Origin of the sequence: Dorea sp. AGR2135 (assembly GCF_000420885.1) — a bacterium.
In the GTDB taxonomy this organism is placed as follows: Bacteria; Bacillota; Clostridia; order Lachnospirales; family Lachnospiraceae; genus Dorea; species Dorea formicigenerans.
Genome location: NZ_ATVU01000006.1, coordinates 110262 through 129293 on the forward strand (window position 1 = coordinate 110262; position 19032 = coordinate 129293).

Annotated in this window: 19 protein-coding genes and 2 pseudogenes; 20 read left to right on the forward strand and 1 reads right to left on the reverse strand. The window is 37.4% G+C overall.

The genetic code is table 11. The annotated features are described in order from the left end of the window. Positions 1–22 precede the first annotated feature (22 nt). The 15 genes and pseudogenes from G593_RS18400 (at position 23) to G593_RS0106070 (ending at position 13790) form a co-directional block, all read left to right on the forward strand. Positions 23–1102 carry a DNA/RNA helicase domain-containing protein gene (locus G593_RS18400; RefSeq protein ID WP_049946463.1) on the forward strand — a complete coding sequence of 360 codons (1080 nt, stop codon included), beginning with the start codon at positions 23–25 and terminating at the stop codon, positions 1100–1102. A 1-nt stretch (position 1103) separates the two neighbouring features. Continuing rightward, positions 1104–1436 carry a nucleotide pyrophosphohydrolase gene (locus G593_RS0106000; RefSeq protein WP_029731105.1) on the forward strand — a complete coding sequence of 111 codons (333 nt, stop codon included), beginning with the start codon at positions 1104–1106 and terminating at the stop codon, positions 1434–1436. A gap of 89 nt (positions 1437–1525) precedes the next feature. Next, positions 1526–1723 (forward strand): helix-turn-helix domain-containing protein, encoded by a 198-nt coding sequence (locus G593_RS0106005; protein ID WP_029731106.1) that lies wholly within the window; start codon positions 1526–1528, stop codon positions 1721–1723. Positions 1724–1783: 60 nt separating this feature from the next. Next, positions 1784–1984, forward strand: coding sequence for a hypothetical protein (locus G593_RS0106010; RefSeq protein WP_029731107.1), 201 nt, complete (start codon positions 1784–1786; stop codon positions 1982–1984). Between the two features lie 185 nt (positions 1985–2169). Beyond that, positions 2170–2604, forward strand: coding sequence for a hypothetical protein (locus tag G593_RS0106015; protein ID WP_029731108.1), 435 nt, complete (start codon positions 2170–2172; stop codon positions 2602–2604). Between the two features lie 16 nt (positions 2605–2620). Beyond that, positions 2621–2749 (forward strand): hypothetical protein, encoded by a 129-nt coding sequence (locus tag G593_RS21730; RefSeq protein ID WP_442852370.1) that lies wholly within the window; start codon positions 2621–2623, stop codon positions 2747–2749. Positions 2750–2917: 168 nt separating this feature from the next. After that, positions 2918–3787 (forward strand): hypothetical protein, encoded by an 870-nt coding sequence (locus tag G593_RS0106020; RefSeq protein WP_192925217.1) that lies wholly within the window; start codon positions 2918–2920, stop codon positions 3785–3787. 145 nt (positions 3788–3932) lie between these two features. Then, positions 3933–4547 (forward strand): class I SAM-dependent methyltransferase, encoded by a 615-nt coding sequence (locus G593_RS0106025; RefSeq protein WP_044994159.1) that lies wholly within the window; start codon positions 3933–3935, stop codon positions 4545–4547. After that, positions 4517–7006 carry a DEAD/DEAH box helicase family protein gene (locus G593_RS0106030; RefSeq protein WP_029731111.1) on the forward strand — a complete coding sequence of 830 codons (2490 nt, stop codon included), beginning with the start codon at positions 4517–4519 and terminating at the stop codon, positions 7004–7006. Before G593_RS0106025 ends, G593_RS0106030 begins: the two co-directional genes overlap by 31 nt. Before the next feature lie 206 nt (positions 7007–7212). Continuing rightward, positions 7213–10176 carry a DEAD/DEAH box helicase gene (locus tag G593_RS0106040; RefSeq protein ID WP_029731112.1) on the forward strand — a complete coding sequence of 988 codons (2964 nt, stop codon included), beginning with the start codon at positions 7213–7215 and terminating at the stop codon, positions 10174–10176. A 92-nt stretch (positions 10177–10268) separates the two neighbouring features. Beyond that, positions 10269–10517 (forward strand): annotated as a pseudogene (locus G593_RS0106045) (DUF3427 domain-containing protein); the annotation flags it as partial. A 42-nt stretch (positions 10518–10559) separates the two neighbouring features. Beyond that, positions 10560–10973, forward strand: a complete 414-nt coding sequence (locus G593_RS0106050; protein ID WP_029731114.1) for a (deoxy)nucleoside triphosphate pyrophosphohydrolase — start codon at positions 10560–10562, stop codon at positions 10971–10973. Between the two features lie 282 nt (positions 10974–11255). Then, entirely contained in the window at positions 11256–12710 is a 1455-nt protein-coding gene (locus G593_RS0106060; protein WP_029731115.1) for an ATP-binding protein, read from the forward strand. 13 nt (positions 12711–12723) lie between these two features. After that, positions 12724–13065, forward strand: a complete 342-nt coding sequence (locus tag G593_RS0106065) for an arsenate reductase family protein (protein WP_029731116.1) — start codon at positions 12724–12726, stop codon at positions 13063–13065. Between the two features lie 23 nt (positions 13066–13088). Beyond that, positions 13089–13790 (forward strand): hypothetical protein, encoded by a 702-nt coding sequence (locus tag G593_RS0106070; protein ID WP_029731117.1) that lies wholly within the window; start codon positions 13089–13091, stop codon positions 13788–13790. Positions 13791–13796: 6 nt separating this feature from the next. On the opposite strand, the gene G593_RS21435 is transcribed toward G593_RS0106070, so the two are convergent. Then, positions 13797–13943 (reverse strand): GHKL domain-containing protein, encoded by a 147-nt coding sequence (locus tag G593_RS21435; protein ID WP_255348525.1) that lies wholly within the window; start codon positions 13941–13943, stop codon positions 13797–13799. Between the two features lie 367 nt (positions 13944–14310). On the opposite strand from G593_RS21435, the gene G593_RS0106075 reads away from it, so the two are divergent. From G593_RS0106075 to G593_RS0106100, 5 genes and pseudogenes are all read left to right on the forward strand, one after another. Continuing rightward, a complete protein-coding gene (locus G593_RS0106075; protein ID WP_029731118.1) occupies positions 14311–16368 on the forward strand; it encodes a hypothetical protein in 2058 nt (685 codons plus the stop codon). A gap of 234 nt (positions 16369–16602) precedes the next feature. Then, a pseudogene (locus G593_RS0106080) lies at positions 16603–17568 on the forward strand (transposase); the annotation flags it as partial. Positions 17569–17900: 332 nt separating this feature from the next. Further along, a complete protein-coding gene (locus G593_RS21735; protein WP_144124465.1) occupies positions 17901–18473 on the forward strand; it encodes a zinc-ribbon domain-containing protein in 573 nt (190 codons plus the stop codon). Between the two features lie 70 nt (positions 18474–18543). Continuing rightward, on the forward strand, positions 18544–18753 hold the full coding sequence (locus G593_RS0106095; RefSeq protein WP_021737557.1) for a DUF6219 family protein: 210 nt from the start codon (positions 18544–18546) through the stop codon (positions 18751–18753). Positions 18754–18756: 3 nt separating this feature from the next. Beyond that, the coding region (locus tag G593_RS0106100; protein ID WP_029731122.1) for a peroxiredoxin at positions 18757–19032 on the forward strand (276 nt) is incomplete at its 3' end.

Genomic DNA, 19032 nt, shown 5'->3' on the forward strand with positions numbered 1-19032 from the left:
TGCGTAGATTGAGAGTGGAAATGTGAATCGTGTAGTGGTAAATGGAATGCTGGGAAGTGGTAAGACAATTGTGGCGGTATATCTTATGAAATACCTGGCAGACAGCGAAGAATTTGCCGGGAAAAAGATTGGATTCGTTGTGCCGCAGACTTCGCTCAGAAAGACGATGAAGTTCATCTTCCGAGGTATTTATGGATTGACGCCATCACAGGTACTGTCCCCGTCTGATATTACGAAGAAACAATATGATATCTTACTGGTCGATGAAGCACACAGACTTCATCAATATAAAAATATTTCCTATAGGGGAGCTTTCAAGAAAAGCTGCGAGCGGCTGGGCATGACGACGGATGCAGACGAATTAGACTGGATATTAGAACAATCAAAGTGTGCAGTGTTATTCTACGATTACAATCAGGTGGTTGGTCCGTCGGGCATTGATTATGAGCGGTTCGAAGAAAAAATGAGAAATCCATATAAAAAACATACGATATCGTATTTCACCCTTGCGACGCAGATGAGGGTGCAGGGAGGCAATGACTATATTGCATTCATAAAGGATCTATTGGCCGGAGCCGCTGACCGGAAGTATCATTCGAAAAAATATGATTTGAAATTATATTCCGATTTTTCAAAATTTGAGAAAGATATGTATGCCAAAGAGGAAGAAACAGGGCTTTCCCGAATGGTAGCAGGATATGCATGGCCATGGATCAGTAAAAATGACCGGAGCAAAAAGGACATAGAGATACAAGGTGTAAAACGAATGTGGAATCATTGTACAGAAGGATGGGTTCATACAGGAGAAGCAATCGATGAGGTGGGATGTATTCATTCCATTCAAGGTTATGATCTGAACTATGCGTTTGTTATTCTCGGAAATGATATTGGATATGATAAGACAACAGGACAGATCATTATCCGGCCAGAATGTTATTTTGATAAAAATGGTAAAATAACGGCATCATATGAAGAACTGAAAGAATACATCACAAATGTGTATTATGTGCTGATGACCAGAGGAATCAAAGGAACATATTTGTATGTGTGCGATGATGAATTAAGAGAATACTTTAGCAAATATATCGAAGAGGAAAACTAAGATGACAGAAGAAACAATTAAAGAAATACTAAAATTCAGAGATGACAGAGACTGGAAACAATTCCACAATCCGAAAGATCTGGCAATCTCCATTTCGCTGGAGGCAGCAGAGCTACTGGAAGTATTCCAGTGGAGCGGTGCGGATATCTCAAATGAAGGAAAACAGGAAAAGATAAGAGAAGAACTGGAGGATGTTGTGAATTATTGTGTCTTGATGGCAGATGCCTGCGGACTGGATCTGGATGAGATCGTGCGGGAGAAGATCAAGGTGAATGCAAAGAAGTATCCGGTGGAGAAGGCTAAGGGGAAGAGTGCGAAGTATGATAAGCTGTGATTGAACCGGAGGTATAGAAAATAGTCATTGACAGACATTTATACATGAATTATTATTTTAATAACGCAATGCGTCTGGAAGGTGATCTGATGAGTCGAGGAAAAGAAGTAAAAGAATTACGGGAAAAAATGGGAATGAACAGGAGAGAGTTTAGTGATTATTATGGTATACCGTATCGTACTGTTCAAGATTGGGAAGCTGAGAAGAGAGAACTTCCGGAGTATCTTTTACGTTTGATGGAATATCGGGCGGAAGTGGAATATATGATTAAAGGAAATGAGTCGTAAGACTTATTTTTTTAGAAAACATATAACGCAATGCGTGTAAAATGTGGGTGAGGAGTGCAAATGAAAAGAAAAATATGGGGGAAAACGAATGGAAATGCGAAATATGGTTGGTATAGATATGATTCGCGTTTTGCGCTTCCGGTATATAATAAAAATGGAGATGTTGAAAGATATAATGTTTTTTATGCATCTATGATTGTAAGACATTCGGAAAATGGTAAAAAATATTTATACGATATTATAGACATAAAAAAGAAATGAGCAACTCGGTTGAATCCTAAGATTGTACGCGACACTAAACCCATTTCTTATATATAATATTAACCTGCTTGTTAATAAAAGTCAACTATAAAAAATTAAAAAGATGATAAGTTGTGCCGTTTCATCAAGTACAGTATAATTAATATATCATTTCAATTCAAAAACATAATGTAAGGAGCACCGCTATGTCCACACCCCATAAAGAAAAATTAATCCGAGTCCTTCAACTTTTTCAGACTACTGATGAAAAAACACCGATGAATGCTGTGCAGATAAGCCAGAAACTGGAAGAAGAATACGGAATGGAAAATGTACACCGTACATCCATTTATGACGATGTGCGTTTGTTACAAAGCTGCGGTTATCCGATTAAGCAGGCAGAAAATTCACATAAAAGATGGTATATGGAGAAACATTTGCTGGAAGACTGGGAAATTAAGCTGATGTTAGATTCGGTGCAACAGGCAAGGTGTGTGTCCGTTCATGAAGCGAATGAGATTCGAAATAAGCTGTTAAATCTGACGAGTCAGAGAGGACGAAGCAGATTTTCGCATATGATTATGCCGCTGCCTGGAAATGTCAGGGGTGTCGGTCAGACCGTTAGAAAAAGGAAAGTATAAAGCGGTATTTAAAAAGATGGACAGCGTGACATTGGTTGGCTGGTTCGTACAATATGCGAATAGATTTAAAGTCATATCACCGGAGAGTCTGAAAGGTAAAATTATAAAAAATTTAGAACAGGCACAAAGCATATATAGTGAGTAAGAAAAGTCCTACATATAATATGTGGGATTTTTTTGAAGTAAGATACATAAGTGTTGCGATATTACGACAGTAAATTTGCTAAAATGATAATAACTATGAATGATACGACGAGAAATAGAGTTTATAAATGTAAATGCATGTGGAGTTTTTGAAGATGGGAGTAGATGAATGGAAGAAATAGTGACAATTTTATCAACAAGAGAATGGGCAATTGCCATATGGGGTACAGGATTCTTTGTATGGATGTTGACTCAAAGGGAAATCCGTAAAAGTTTATGGAACGTTATTAAAATCCTCTTAGGCAAAAATTTAAGACACTTTTTTCTGATAATTGCTTTATATGTGGCGGGAATAACCATGATCTTTTATCAGTTACCATTCTGGAATAATATATATTTAAAAGATATTATATTATGGTTGATCTTTTCTGGAATATCATATTGTGTGAATTCTATTATAAAGGGTGATGCAGAGCATTTGAAAAGCACAGTGAAAGATAACTTTAGAGTAATAGTTATTTTCGAATATTTTATTGGAACATTTACATTTAAATTTTGGATTGAAATGTTGATTATTCCGGTAATAACAATATTAATACTTATGAATGTGGTAGCAGAATCTGAAGAAAAATACAGGAGAGTTCATAAGCTAATAGATATTGTGCTGGCATGTATTGGTTGGTATATGCTTTGGGGTGCCGCGAATGTTGGATTAAAAGAGTATAAAGAATTAAATGCAATCAATACACTGGTTAGTTTTATGATTCCAATAGTATATACAATTTTAATCCTGCCGTTGGAATTTGGACTGGAGATATATTCTGATTATGAACAAGTATTTGTCAGGATGAAATTTCGTGATAACCAAGATAAGAAGATTCAAAGGAAACATCGATGGAGAGTGATTCGAACTTGTAAATTATCACTTCGGAAAATATTGTTGTTCAGAAAAGAATATGTGAATAAAATGTATGGTTTAATGTCAGAAGAAACATTTGATAATATAATGAGAGAATTCAAAGAAGAGAGTGATAAGTAATAAAAGGTGAAAAAAGATAATGGTTATTAAGTTGCTGAATGCTTTGTGAAGGAGAGTATACTCTTTCTTGTATCCATCCACTCCCATGCAGTATAATGAATACAAGACAATATTGGAACAAGTATCACACCCTCAGGAGGCAACCGTGAACGCAAGAAACGAAACCACAAAATCAACCACAACACTGGACTACTACAACAAAAATGCAAAAAAATTCATCACCGGCACCATATCCGTAGACTTCGGCACCATACAAAATCACTTCCTGGACAAACTGCACCCAGGAGCGGAAATCCTGGACTACGGCTGCGGTTCCGGCCGCGACACAAAATATTTCCTGGAGCAAGGATACAAAGTCACTGCCATAGACGGTTCACAGGAACTATGCAAACTCGCAAGCGAATATACAGGCATTCCGGTAAAACACATGCTGTTCCAGGATCTGGATGAAAAAGAAGCCTACGACGGAATCTGGGCATGCTCGTCAATCCTTCATGTTCCGGCAAATGAACTACGAGACATTATAAAGAAGATGGCAAACGCTCTTCGAGCCCACGGAATCATTTACACATCCTTCAAGTACGGAACATTCGAGGGCGAACGAAACGGCAGATATTTTACGGATATGACAGAAGAGACATTTGCAAAATTGATTCAGGATATGGATGAATTAGAGATAGAAGAACAATGGATTACATCAGATGTACGTCCGGGGCGGGGAGAAGAAAAATGGCTCAATCTAATTTTGAGGAAAGAATAGATACATATGAGATCGAATCTACGAATGTAATGACCGGGGACAGAGACCGGAGCCGGTATCTATATTATCAATTGAAAATGAGTATGGCAAAGGCGAAGCAGATTGATATCATCGTCTCATTTCTGATGGAATCGGGTGTGCGGATGCTCTTAAATGATATGAAGCGGGCGCTGGAGCGGGGCGTGAAGATCCGTATCCTGACGGGAAATTATCTGGGGATCACACAGCCGTCGGCTTTATATCTGATCAAGAGCGAGCTCGGTGACCGTGTGAATCTGCGCCTGTATAATGAAACATCACGCTCATTTCATCCAAAATCTTATATCTTTCATTATGAATCTTCGAATGAAATATACATCGGATCATCGAACATTTCCAAAAGTGCGTTAACTTCAGGAATCGAATGGAATTACAGATTCAGTGATACGCTGGACAAAAAGAATTATGAATTGTTCTATGCTACATTTGAAGATCTGTTTCTGAACCATTCGATCATTATAGATGATGAAGAATTAAAACGATATTCCAAGGCGTGGAAGAAGCCGGCGGTGTCCAGGGATCTGGCGAAATATGACACAGCAGAAGATAGTGGGAATGAAAATGCGGAAAATGTCCGAATGTTGTACCGCCCGCGGGGAGCGCAGATAGAGGCGTTGTATGCGTTACAGGAAAGCCGCATGGAAGGTGCGGCGAAAGGACTTGTATATGCGGCCACCGGAATCGGAAAGACATACCTTGCTGCATTTGATTCGGCAAAATATGAACGGGTGTTGTTCGTTGCACACAGGGAAGAAATCCTGAAGCAGGCGGCGGTTTCTTTCAAAAATGTGCGGAACTCGGAGGATTATGGATTCTTTGACGGAAAAGAAAAGGATAGGGATAAATCCGTTATCTTCGCATCGGTGGCGACACTCGGGAGACCGGAATATTTGAATGAGACATATTTTCCGGCAGATTATTTTGACTATGTGATCATTGATGAATTCCATCATGCGGTTACAGATCAATACCGGAGAATCGTAGATTATTTTCAGCCGCAATTCTTACTGGGATTAACAGCAACACCGGAAAGAATGGACGGAAAAAATATCTACGAAATCTGTGATTATAACGTGCCATATCAGATTTCATTAAAAGAAGCGATCAACAAAGGAATGCTCGTACCATTTCACTATTACGGCGTGTATGATGAGACGGATTATTCCGGACTGCGGATCGTGAAAGGGCGCTATGATGAGCGGGAGCTGAATCAGGTTTATATCGGAAATGAAAGAAGATATGATCTGATTTACAAATATTATCGAAAATATCGTTCTTCGCGTGCAATCGGATTCTGCTGTTCCAGACGGCATGCAGAAGACATGGCAAAAGAATTCTGTCAGAGAGGAGTCGCATCCGCAGCCGTATACAGTGGTGAAAATGGAGCATATGCCGAGGAGCGTAACGAAGCTATCCGCAAATTGAAGAATGGAGAGATACGGGTGATCTTCTCTGTGGATATGTTCAATGAAGGCGTGGATATCGCTTCACTGGATATGGTAATGTTCCTGCGTCCGACGGAATCCCCGGTCGTATTCCTGCAGCAGTTGGGACGGGGACTTCGTCTATATAAAGGAAAAGAATATCTGAACGTATTGGATTTCATTGGAAATTATGAGAAAGCGGGAAAAGCACCGCTATTGTTAAGCGGAGAGCAGTCATTTAGCAAGAAAGGATCCTGCGAGTATCAGGATCTGGAATATCCGGATGACTGCATCGTTGATTTTGACATGCGTCTGATTGATCTGTTCAAGGAAATAGATAAGAAGAAATTAACGCTGAAAATGCAGATCCGGCAGGAATATTATCGTGTGAAAGAACTGCTGGACGGAAAACGACCGAGCAGAATGGATTTATTCACTTATATGGATGATGAGATTTACCGGATTTGTGTCAGTGGCAGTCATGCGAAAGAAAATCCATTCCAACATTATCTTGATTTCCTGTATGAACTTGGTGAATTGTCAGAGGATGAGCAGAAGTTATATGCGGGAATCGGACGAGAATTCATTCAGACCATCGAAACTACGGAGATGCAGAAAGTATATAAGATGCCGATCCTTTACAGCTTTTATAATCATGGAAATATCCGGCTTGCGGTTACGGATGAAGAGGTATTGGAAAGTTGGAAGGAATTCTTTGATACCGGGACGAACTGGAAGGATTTCCCGAATGTGAATACTTATGAGGATTATAAGAAAGTGACGGATAAGCAGCATCTGAGTAAGGCGAAGCGGATGCCAATCCGGTTCTTGAAGGCGTCAGGGAAAGGATTCTTTGTGGAGAAGGAAGGATATGCGCTGGCGTTGAGGGATGAGATTGGAGACGTTGTTGGGAATATGGCGTTTAGCGAGCAGATGGGAGATGTGCTTGGGTATCGGAGTTTGGAGTATTATCGGCGGAGGAATGAGAAGAGATAAGAGTGAAGCTGAAAGTATACTATAATGAAATATTAGAAATAGAGACAAAATACGACAGTTTTTTGAAAAATATGTGTATTTATATATAGGAGTATAACTGTGCCAAAGGAGGGGGTGGCAAAAGTAAGATATATTAGGAGTGGTTTGATTAATATGAAAAAGAAACTTATTGACATGGTTCTATTTTGAGAAGGGGTATGTAAGAAGTGAAAAAATATAAAATCGGAAACAACTATAAATATATTAATGAGAATTCGTTGTCAACTATTGAGATATTAGAAAGTTGGAAAGTTAATATTAGTCGGGAGTCAACAACAAATACGGGGTTAAGACTTCCACAATATGGAGCATTGGCCGCTATTCAAGCACATTGGTCTGTATGTTCTGATGCAGCTACAATAGTTATGCCTACTGGAACTGGGAAGACAGAAACTATGATTATGACAATTGTGAGTGAAAGAATAAATAAATCGGTAATTGTAGTCCCATCTAATTTGTTGCGTGAACAAACGGTTAATAAGTTGTCTACTTTTGGAATATTAAAAGACATAGGAGTTGTAGATAAAAAAAGTATAAGTCCGACTGTGGTATTATTAAAATCTGTTCCAAAATCAGATGAAGAATTTGATGAATTACTGAATAATAGCAACATCGTTGTTGTAACGATGGCACTTGTGAATAAATTGAATCAAGAACAATGTGCAAAATTGGAGGAGTTTGCTGAGTTGCTGATTGTAGATGAGGCACATCATATTATGGCAGCGTCTTGGTTGAAGTTTAAAAACAAATTTTTGAAAAAAAGAATATTACAATTTACAGCGACACCATTTAGAAATGATGGAAAAAAGATTGATGGGAAAATTATATATAATTACCCGTTGCATAAAGCTCAGAAAGAAGGATATTTTCAAAAAATAAATTTTTTTCCAATATATGAGTTTAATGAAAAAAAGGGGGACTTGGCAATTGCTAAAAAGTCTATAGAATGTTTAGAAAGAGATATTTCTAATAAAAAAGATCATATAGTACTTGTAAGAACGACAAAAATAGCTCGGGCAGAATATTTGTATGAAAATGTATATAAAAAATATTATTCACAATATAATCCGGTTCTTATTGTTAGTAAAAATGTATCTGCAAAGGAAAAGAAAGAGCGAATGGAACGTTTGAAAACTCTTCAATCAAGAATAGTGGTTTGTGTTGATATGTTTGGGGAAGGAATAGATATTCCTAATTTGAAAATTGCTGCAATTCATGATAAATATCAATCATTACCAATTACTTTACAATTTATAGGTAGATTTGCAAGAACAAAAAGTGGATTAGGGGATGCATCAGTAGTTACTAATATTGCAAATGAAACTTTAAAAGAGTCATTAAGTGAGTTATATTCACAAGATTCTGATTGGAATAGTTTATTAGCTGATATGTCAGAAAAGGCTATTGGAAGAGAAGTTACTTTGCAGGAGTTAGAAAAAGGCTTTCAAGGAAATGGAATTGATGGAATTAGCATTAAACAGTTATTACCTAAAGTAAGTATGCAGGCTTTTAAAGTAAAAGAAGATAACCCTAAATGGGATAATTGGAAAGATATTTTCAAAGAAGAAAAGTGTAAATATTATTTTAATGAAGAAAAAAATATTTTAATAATTATTGAAGCAGCAGAGAGTAAGCTAGAATGGTCAAGTTACAGAGAAATAAGTAATTTAAATTGGGAATTATACTTAATATATTATAATAGAGAAAAACGAGTCGCATTTATAAATTCATCAGTTAAGGGAAGTGCTAGTAAAATTGCAGATAGTATTTTCCCTGAGAATGATAAAGTAAAAGGTGAATGTATCTTTAGATGTCTATATGGAATTAATAGACTAATGCTTGGAACCGTTGGCTTAAATTCTGCGATAAATGGACCAATTAGATATAAAATGTTTGCGGGAATTGATATTGCTCAAGGAATTAATGAAGCGCAAAAATCAACTAGTACAAAATCAAATCTATTCGGCATAGGATATAATGGAAATGGAAAAATAAGTATTGGGTGTTCATATAAAGGAACAGTATGGTCAAGATGGGTAGAAAGTATTGATTTTTGGATTGATTGGTGTAACCAGATAATAGATAAAATTTTTGATATATCTATTGATGTAGAAAAAATTTTAGAGGGTGTTTTGATTCCAAAAGAAATATCGAAAATACCGGAAATTACTCCATATAGAATTGATTGGCCTATAGAATTGGATTTATGTAATGATTTAAAAGTTTCATTAAATAATTATTATCACGATATAGCACTTTTGAATTCAACAATTAAATTAGCAGAAAATAACGATAAAAGTGCAATTTATTTTATTATAGAAACAGATGAATTTATGGAAAAAATGAAATTGACAGTTAATAAAAATGGATATCATTTTGAACATAGTGAGGGAGAGTTACTTAATATTCGAATAAAAAAGAAAGAGTATTCTTTAGTGGAATTTTTTGAAGAAAATCCACCAAGAATAAAGTTTGTTGATCAATCAACATTAGAAGGAAATTATTATGTAACGTTATTAAATAAGGATTCACTAAAGTTTCCTGAATCAAATATTATTAAATGGAATTGGAAGGAGAAAGGCGTAAATATAAAGGTTGAATCACAAGGATTAAATAAGAAAAAAGATAGTATTCAGTATTGTGTAATAAAATATCTTAAATCCTTAAATTGGTATGATGTGATTTTTGATGATGATAATTCAGGTGAAATTGCTGATGTAATTGCTATAAAAATGGAAAATGAAAATTTAAATTTTGAGTTTTATCATTGTAAATATTCAAGTAAAGAAAAGGCGGGACGACGTGTATCGGATTTATATGAGGTTTGCGGGCAAGCTGAAAAATCAGTTGAATGGAAGCAAGATATGATTAATGTAATTGATAGAATGATAAAGAGAGAAAATAAAAGAATTAATGATAAAAAAACATCGAGATTTGAAGAGGGCGATTTTGAAGTTTTAGGAGAAATAAAAAATCGATTAAAATTATATCCGGCGTCATTAAAAATTTTTGTTGTACAACCAGGTGTTGATGGAGAGTCTATAACGAATGAAATGCATCAAGTATTAATGGCTAGTAGAACTTATCTACAAGAAACATATGGGATTGAAATGAATTTGATTTGTAGTTAATTTATATTGAGAAAAGTAGCAGACTTTTGATGCTGAAAGATGTTTATACAAAAGGGTAGGTGCACTTTATATAGAGTTTATGATATAGGTTAAGCATGGATTCGGAAGATGTGCAGAATTTCCTAAACGCAACAGAACGTGGCATAGATGTGCAACTGTTTGTGAGAAAGAATAAGGATGATAAGATATCCAAGGAATTCTATTATCTGGGGCGTGTGATCGCGACCGGGAATGCGAAGCAGTTTGTGATGCCAAATACGGATAAGACGGCGGTGGAGATCGAATGGGAGCTGGAGACTCCGGTGAGAGAGGATATTTACCAGTATATTGTGAATGAATAGAGACTGTTACAGGAAGATTTTTGACGGGAGATAAAAGGTAAGATGAAGACAATAAGAGTTGTGGCAGCAGTGATAAAGGCAGTAAAGGAAGACGGAAGAACGATGATATTCGCAACGCAGCGCGGATATGGCGAGTTCAAAGGCGGATGGGAATTCCCGGGCGGCAAGATCGAAGCCGGAGAGACGCCGCAGGAAGCGTTGAAGCGTGAGATCATGGAAGAATTGGATACGGAAGTTGCGGTTGGCGAATGGATCGAGACAGTGGAGTATGATTATCCGGGATTTCATCTTTCGATGGATTGCTTCTGGCGTGAGATCGTGAAAGGGGATCTGGTGCTGAAGGAGCATGAGGCAGCCAGATGGCTGACCAGGGAGCAGTTGGCAGATGTGAAGTGGCTGCCGGCGGATGTGGCGGTTGCGGAGAAGATTGAGGAAGACCATATATATTTTACTTAGATCAGTCGAAATAACATACAATACGGAGAGAAACGACTATGAGTAAAAAAGAAGGATACATCAGAAAAGGAATCTTTGGAAATATCAATCATTATGATGAGAAGGGGAAGAAGAGATGGACTAGAAAATATAGAGAGGAGTAAGTGGACATTGAAAATGAAAAAGAACTCAAATTTGAAGTATAAATTTGAGTTCTTTTTTAGTTCATAAGAATAATATTTGAGTTTCTTGCATAAACTTAAATATAGTGCTAGAATCTAAAATATAAATGGAGGAACTAAAATGACAACAGAAGAATTATATGACAAACTAAAATTAATTCAAAAAATGAAATGCGAAACGCAGAATTTGGAATTGAAATCAGCGGAGCAAGGATGTCCGAAACGATTATATGATTCTTTGTCAAGCTTTTCTAATCAGGATGATGGTGGCATTATTGTTTTTGGAATTGATGAGAAACAAGATTATAAAGAAGTTGGTGTTTATGATGCTCAGGACATTCAAAAGAAAATTAATGAGCAATGCTTGCAGATGAATCCGGTTGTACGGCCGCTTATTACAGTTTTGGAGAAGGAAAATAAAAAATTTGTTTCTGCTGAAATTCCCGGAATAGATTTGGCAGACAGACCTTGCTATTATCAAGGACGTGGAAGGTTGAAGGGGTCCTATACCCGTATTGGGGATAGTAATGAACCGATGACAGAATACGAAATATATAGTTATGAAGCATATAGAAGAAAATATCAAGACGATATCCGTGAGGTTCCGAGAGTAACATTAATGTCATTGGATCAGGAAGAACTGAATCGTTATGTTGAACTGTTAAAGAGAGGAAAACGAAGATTAGCAACACTTGATAATGAAAGTATTTATGAACTTATGAGCATAAAGCGAGGAGAGAAAGTAACGCTTAGTGCGACTTTGCTTTTTAGTCCATATCCACAGGCATATTTTCCACAATTGTGTATTACGGCAATTGTAATTCCTGGGAGAACAATAGGAAGTCTTGGCGACATGGGGGAAAGATTCTCGGATAATCAGAGAATAGAAGGAACAATTCCGGAAATGTTGGATGAGGCATTATTATTTGTGAAACGCAATATGCGGACAAAGACAATTATAAGTCCGACAACCGGACGAAGAACTGACAGAACAGACTATCCAATAACAGCGGTTAGAGAAGCTATTATAAATGCATTAGTACATCGTGATTATAGTATTCATACAGAAGGAATGCCGATTCAACTTATAATGTTTGAAGACAGGATTGAAATACATAATCCAGGTGGATTATATGGAAGAATCACTATTGACCAATTAGGAAAAATTCAACCGGATACAAGAAATCCGGTACTAGCATCGGCACTTGAAACATTGGGAATAACAGAAAACAGGTATTCGGGAATTCCAACAATCCGGATGGAAATGGAGAAATATAACTTAAGACAGCCAGAATTCTTGGATGAAAGAGGAAGTTTTATTGTAAAACTATATAAAGAATCAAAGAATGATCATGAAGATATGTCAAATGATGAAGAAACAAATAATTTAATAGTATTTTGTAAAACACCGCGTACAAGAAAGGAAATTTGTGATTATCTGGGTTTAAATTCTGTTACTTATGCTATACAGACGTATGTAAATCCATTAGTAGAAGCTGGCGTAATTAAGTTGAGTATTCCAGATAAGCCAAAGAGTCCAAAACAGTTATATTATAGCGTAGAAAGAGAAGAATGAGAGAGGAACAAGGATGAACATACAAATATTCGGAACCAAGAAAAGCTTCGACAGCAAAAAAGCTGAACGATTTTTTAAAGAGCGCGGAATTAAGTACCAGTTCGTAGATATGAAAGAAAAAGGTCTGAGTAAAGGTGAATTCAATTCGGTATGCCAGGCTGTCGGAGGATATGAAAAACTGATCGATCAGGAGTGCAAGGATAAAGAGCTGCTTGCACTGATCACTTATCTGGCAGAGGAAGATAAAGCAGAGAAAATTTTGGAAAATCAAAAAGCAATCAAGACACCGATTGTTCGTAATGGAAAGCAGGCAACGGTAGGATATCGGCCGGATGTGTGGAAGAATTGGAAATAGATGCATATGGAGAGTGCGAGAAGATGACATATTACAATCGAGAAGACCAATTCCTGCGGCAGCGCCTGCAGAAAGAAATCCCGATTTTACGGGCATTAATACAGAACCTATATGAAGAACTGGATAGAAAGCTGCATTTGAACGGGGCAAAAGTACCGATAACATTTGGATATGACACGGACACACTGGGATCTTACACCAGACGAAGTGCACATGAAAAAGAGCATTTTCATTTTTCGCTGTTGTTTATCGCATACGGTGTGAAGAATCCGCTGTCCAAAGAGGATCGCATAGATTTATTCAAACACGAATACGCCCATTACATGCAGTACAATATGCAGATTCCCGAAAAGTATAAATGGCAGGCGGGAACGCACGGAAGTGCGTGGAAATACTGCTGTTCTCTAATCGGAGCGGCGCCGACGCCGTATTATAAGGCGGGCGAAGCGCTTATGAATCATGACTACGATAAGGTATTAAAGAACAGGATTCATGATAAGTCCGTGCCGGTCCGGGATACTTATCAGCAACTGAAGACTGCACAGAAGAAAAAGGATGAAGTGGTACAGTATAAGCTTGGCGATGCGGTGACACATCCGAAATTCGGACATGGAATTGTGGAGAAGATTAATCAGAGATCTGGCGGGGTGCATTTACATATCCGGTTTGATGGGGAAGTGAAGTGTATTGATCAGAAATGGCTGTCGCGGAAGAAGTATATGTGAAAAGATTCAGTAAAAACAAATAAGATTAGAAGCATGTCGATAGATTTTGATATCGATCCGTTGTCTGAATTTTGCGGTCTTCAAGCTGGCTTCCAATGCATTTTCTAACAGGTTAGAAAGAACAAGACAAAAGTCTGTTTCATCGACTGAAATTTATGCTGGAAGATCAATCTGCACGTGGAAAGGAATTGTGTTACGTTCAGCCATTGAGGATAGCTGAAGAAAATGATGGCGCATATCATGTCGTGCCTGACGTGTCTCTTCGATTGCATTGCAGAGGTTAGTATATCTTTCCTGTTGGATTGAAAGAAGATAGTTTTCTTGTTGAAGCCGTGCATTTCGGTTTAGACTGTTTCTCTCATGCGTTTATTTTAATATAAAACAGATAGACAAACTACGGGGCGGATTTACAATTCGTGCTATTTTTTGACTATTCGTGACAGAGCGATTGAAAACGAGAAGTGTTTTTTTATAATAAAAGCAGTAGATGACAAAGGCTGGAAAAAGGAGGGAAGTATAAATGAAAGGAAGAAAAATACTATTAGCATTTATTATATCTGCAGTTACGCTCACATCGGGATGTGCAAATGGTACACCAAAGACAGAGGAGGCAAAATCAGAGCAGAAGACAACAGAAGAAAATGCAGTTGTTCCAATTAAGCCGATTACGGCAAAAGCAATTGATGATAATCCATATATGGCAAAGAGTGATGCCAATATTCATCATGACTGTTATAATTCAGATACGACAGATGAAGTATTACCGGTTGATATTTATCCGGAGATAAATGTTTCTTATGAAACGGTAAATAAAAATGCATCTCCGGCGGTGTTTTTTGATACATATGGACATGCTGTTGTTCCATTGCAAGGAGGACTGGCTATCCGTGATATTAATGCGGATGAAGCACAGACAGAAGGTTATTTTTCACCGGCAAAGCATGATGGCGGAGGATATGTGATACAAAGCTCATATTCATTCGTAGATGAGAGCAATCGCCTGGTATGTCCGACAAGCAACAACCATGTGCTTATGTTGAAAGCAACAGATGATGCGGGAAATGTCCTTCCGGAATTTGAAAAAGTGCTGGATATTGATATTAAAGCAGCGGCAGAAGAAATTACAGGGAAAACATTGGATCAGAACTTATTATCTGTAGTTTTTGACTATGAAGGAAATTTATGGTTTGCTACAGGCGGTTTCCGCATTTACCCGGAACGTAAACAGCAAGGTGCAATGGGATACATTTCAAGGGCAGCAATTGATGCCATCTTAAAGGGAGAACATGTTGATCTGAAAGAATCTACATTTGTATATGAATTGGAGCCTGGCGAAGGTGCAGAGAATGGAATTGCATCGTCAAAGGAAGGTGCAGTTATATTAACGAATCAAAATTGTTATTTATTAAATGCAAAAGATGGTGTACAGGTGCAGTGGTGTACCCCATATGAAAGCGTGGGAGCGAAAGACAGCAAAGAGGGAGATGAAACTACAGGCGGAGGTCTTGCCTGGGGAGGTGGATGTTCACCATCTCTGACAAGCAAATTAGTTATGTTTACAGATAATCAGGATCCGGTAAATCTGTTGGCATTAGATATGAAGACCGGGGAAATAGTGGCAAGCATGCCGGTAATCGATGAGCTTCCGAAAAATATGCAGGTGTCGGTAGAAAATTCAGCAATGGTATATGATAACGGAGAAGGTACAGTCAGCACAATCGTATGTAACTGGTTTGGAGCCGGAAGTGCTAAACTTGCGGACGCAGACAACGATTCTTCTATACAGACCTATGAAAATATTTACGATGTAAACTGGTTGAAGAAGGGAAATAAGATGGTTGTGCCGGGAGTAGAGCGTGTCGATACCATTAAGACAAAGGACGGATACGAAATGAAGAGTATCTGGTGCAGAAACGATATCCGTGATACATCTATGATGAAGCTTTCTACAGCGACAGGTTATATCTATGGTTATGTTCAGGATCTGGAAAGTGGCATGTGGCAATTCATCATGTTAGATTTTGAAACAGGAGAAACAGTATTTACAATGGATGTCTCAGATAAACCGGGATACAACAATATGGCAATCGGCATGTATGCAGGAAATAGTGGAAATACATTATATTGCCCGACAGGATATCTGGAGCTCTTAAGATTGCAGGACAGATTTGTTTATCTGCCGGAGATGCCTTATCGAAAAGTAGATTTAGACAAGGCAAAGAGAAATGTACTAACACAAGAAGAATTTACAGAAGCCGGCGGGAAAGGAAATGTTGCAGGCTGGCTGAATACGATTACAGTAGAAAATGTACATCCAAATACTACTGTGGCAATACGAATGAAAGGAATTGCAGGAAAAGCAGATACATTTACATTATATGCATATGATAAAGAGAATAAATTAAAAGAAGTTCCTGCAGAGTTATGGCATATTCAGGAAGAAGATGGAACATTGCCGGATAAACTTACAGAGGATACATTATATGAAGTGCATGTTATGGTAGAAGATGGAGGAGAATTTGATCTTAGTGATACAGAAAAAGAAATTAAGATAGCAGTTATTCTCGGAAATAAATGATTTGTTTTTAAGAAAATCACCTGAAGAGATTATTTGAGGTGGTAAATTTCGTTGCAACCACGCACCCTATGGGTTAAAAGAGATGCAGGAGCCGCGACGCCTGCCAAATAATCTTTTTCACTTATTAGTTGTATATCACAAGGGGGCTGTGAAAAAAGAATAGTCCCCCAAAAAAGAAAGACCAAGAGTTTATAATGAACTCAAGGTCTTTCTTTCTGTTATAATTAACTTGCAATGAAAATTAATAACATAATCTATTCTAACCCAAAACAGGCAGTTTTGCCAATGCTAATTCAAGATTATTTGGACATCTGTGATCCAGTGCTGACTTTTGATAGATTTATGGGAGAAATCGAACTGGAGAAATATCTGAAAAATATTCCTCAACATGATACAGGAAGACTCAGGTATGACCCGGTCAGCATGCTGAAAACAGTTTTGTTTGGATTTATGGCGAATGGCTATATATCATTGCGTGAACTGGAGGATCAGTGTAAAGTCAATCTCCGTTTCATGTATCTTATGGATCATCAAGCACCTTCTTACCGTACTTTCGGCTACTTCATCAACGAAGTACTTGCTGATCCCATTGAAGAAATATTTCAAGATATAAACAAAAAAATCTTCGAGACAGAGCATGTGGATCTTCAACATCTATACATTGATGGATCCAAGTTTGAAGCAAATGCGAATAAATACTCCTGGGTATGGAAAAAAGCAACCGAAAAATCCAGATACCGTCTCTTTGGTAAGATCACTACACTCTTTGAAGAAATCAATGAGGAACTTTCATGTACAGGTATGAAACTTTGTATCAATAGTGAGTACGCACCAGAGTATCTGAAGGAAGCTGCTGAACAGTATGCAGAAGTCTGGCAGATTAATGAAGCAATGTTTGTTCATGGCAGGGGACATCGTAAAACTACACAACAACGTCATTATGAGAAACTCAAAGAGTATGCTGCTAAGTTGGAAGAATACGTGGAAAAAATCAAAATCTGTGGAGAAGATCGCAACAACTACTCGAAAACAGATCATTCAGCCACTTTTATGCGAATCAAGACAGACTACATGGGAAATGACCAGTTGCTTCCAGCTTATAATGTACAGGTCGGTGTTGCAGATGAATATATTGCTGTTGTTGATGTAAATCAGTATCGCTCAGATATGGATTGTTTTATTCCATTAATGAACAAGTTTTATATAAAAAAACTGTCATTATAGGAGATAGTTTACAAAATGGATTTATTGTTATGATTTGTGATGGAAATAATGATGGTGTTTATTATTACGATGATTCATATTATTTTGATAAGTCTAACGATGAAAATAATGTATATATCATATCAAATAATTTTACAGAATTTCTTGATATAATTGTGAAAAGATAACTTCCAGTTTGCCAACTTGCCCTTTGAGAGAGGAGAAATCCTTTTCTCAAAGAGCTTTTTCTATTTATACGGATATTCGCAAACTACAAGATAAAGCCAAAACTTCATATACTCTAAGCACAAGGAGGCCCCGGTTTGGCTATGAATAACAGTTTAGCAGAAGTACACCCGGGGCTTGTTTCGGAGTGGTTGGAAAAGAATTTAACGCTTACGCCTGATGACATTACTTTCGGTTCAAATAAAAAAGTATGGTGGAGAGGTGCTTGCGGTCATGAATGGCAGGCAAGCGTTAAGGCTCGTTCTAATGGAGAAAAATGCCCGATATGTTCCGGTGCGAGAGTGATTGCGGGTATTAACGATTTGACGACATTAGAGCCATTACTGGTAAAACAGTGGTCGAAAAAGAATAAGATAAAACTGACAGAGGTTTCTATTGGTTCTCATAAGAAAGTGATTTGGAGATGTGAGAAAGGACACGAGTGGGAAGCTGCCGTTAAGAGCAGGACAATAAATAAAACAGATGCAGATGTTTTGATCTGCGGCGGAAGCGGAGGAGGTGCTCAAACCGCATTAGCGGCAGCTGGCATTAATCTTTTCGGAGGTGTTTCAGGAGATGTGGATAAAGCGGTAGAAGCTTTTATCAATGAAACACTTGAGTATAATCCAGATGGATTGATTATATTTCTTTCTCTGCTTGTCGAAAGTGATGGATAGAATGTATAATATTGTTAATGATCCAGAGATATTTATTTTTGAAACAGCTTAATCAATTTGGAGGTATAAAATGAAAGCACATAAGTATTGGTCAATCGGAGCGTTAATTACTATGATTGGAACTTTTTATACTGGATATAAAGGATCCAAATCAGGTCATAGGTATTTTGCGTGTAGCACTCTTATATGTATGATCATGTCTATGTATACGGGACATAAAATGATTTCAGGTAATAAAAGAACAAGAAAACAGGTGGAAAATACAAAAGCGGAGGAATAGTAAATGTTAGAGTTAGGAATAAAAGCACCGGATTTTGAATTGCCGGATCAGAACGGAGAAGTGCATAAATTAAGTGATTATTTAGGTAAAAAAATAATTTTATATTTTTATCCAAAGGATAATACACCAGGATGTACGAAGCAGGCATGTGGCTTCTCTGAGCGTTATTCACAGTTTACTGAGAATGGAGCTGTTATTCTCGGAGTAAGCAAGGACTCTGTAGCGTCTCACAAGAGATTTGAAGAAAAATACGGACTGGCATTTACGCTATTAGCAGAT

Excerpts from the sequence above, each read along its gene's own strand:
- G593_RS0106020 (WP_192925217.1), top strand. The coding sequence starts at position 2,918 with ATGGAAGAAATAGTGACAATTTTATCAACAAGAGAATGGGCAATTGCC.
- G593_RS21735 (WP_144124465.1), top strand. The coding sequence starts at position 17,901 with ATGAATAACAGTTTAGCAGAAGTACACCCGGGGCTTGTTTCGGAGTGG.
- G593_RS0106015 (WP_029731108.1), top strand. The coding sequence starts at position 2,170 with ATGTCCACACCCCATAAAGAAAAATTAATCCGAGTCCTTCAACTTTTT.
- G593_RS0106050 (WP_029731114.1), top strand. The coding sequence starts at position 10,560 with ATGAAGACAATAAGAGTTGTGGCAGCAGTGATAAAGGCAGTAAAGGAA.
- G593_RS0106030 (WP_029731111.1), top strand. The coding sequence starts at position 4,517 with ATGGCTCAATCTAATTTTGAGGAAAGAATAGATACATATGAGATCGAA.
- G593_RS0106070 (WP_029731117.1), top strand. The coding sequence starts at position 13,089 with ATGACATATTACAATCGAGAAGACCAATTCCTGCGGCAGCGCCTGCAG.
- G593_RS0106095 (WP_021737557.1), top strand. The coding sequence starts at position 18,544 with ATGAAAGCACATAAGTATTGGTCAATCGGAGCGTTAATTACTATGATT.
- G593_RS0106010 (WP_029731107.1), top strand. The coding sequence starts at position 1,784 with ATGAAAAGAAAAATATGGGGGAAAACGAATGGAAATGCGAAATATGGT.
- G593_RS0106060 (WP_029731115.1), top strand. The coding sequence starts at position 11,256 with ATGACAACAGAAGAATTATATGACAAACTAAAATTAATTCAAAAAATG.
- G593_RS0106005 (WP_029731106.1), top strand. The coding sequence starts at position 1,526 with ATGAGTCGAGGAAAAGAAGTAAAAGAATTACGGGAAAAAATGGGAATG.
- G593_RS0106000 (WP_029731105.1), top strand. The coding sequence starts at position 1,104 with ATGACAGAAGAAACAATTAAAGAAATACTAAAATTCAGAGATGACAGA.
- G593_RS21730 (WP_442852370.1), top strand. The coding sequence starts at position 2,621 with ATGGACAGCGTGACATTGGTTGGCTGGTTCGTACAATATGCGAATAGA.
- G593_RS0106065 (WP_029731116.1), top strand. The coding sequence starts at position 12,724 with ATGAACATACAAATATTCGGAACCAAGAAAAGCTTCGACAGCAAAAAA.
- G593_RS0106075 (WP_029731118.1), top strand. The coding sequence starts at position 14,311 with ATGAAAGGAAGAAAAATACTATTAGCATTTATTATATCTGCAGTTACG.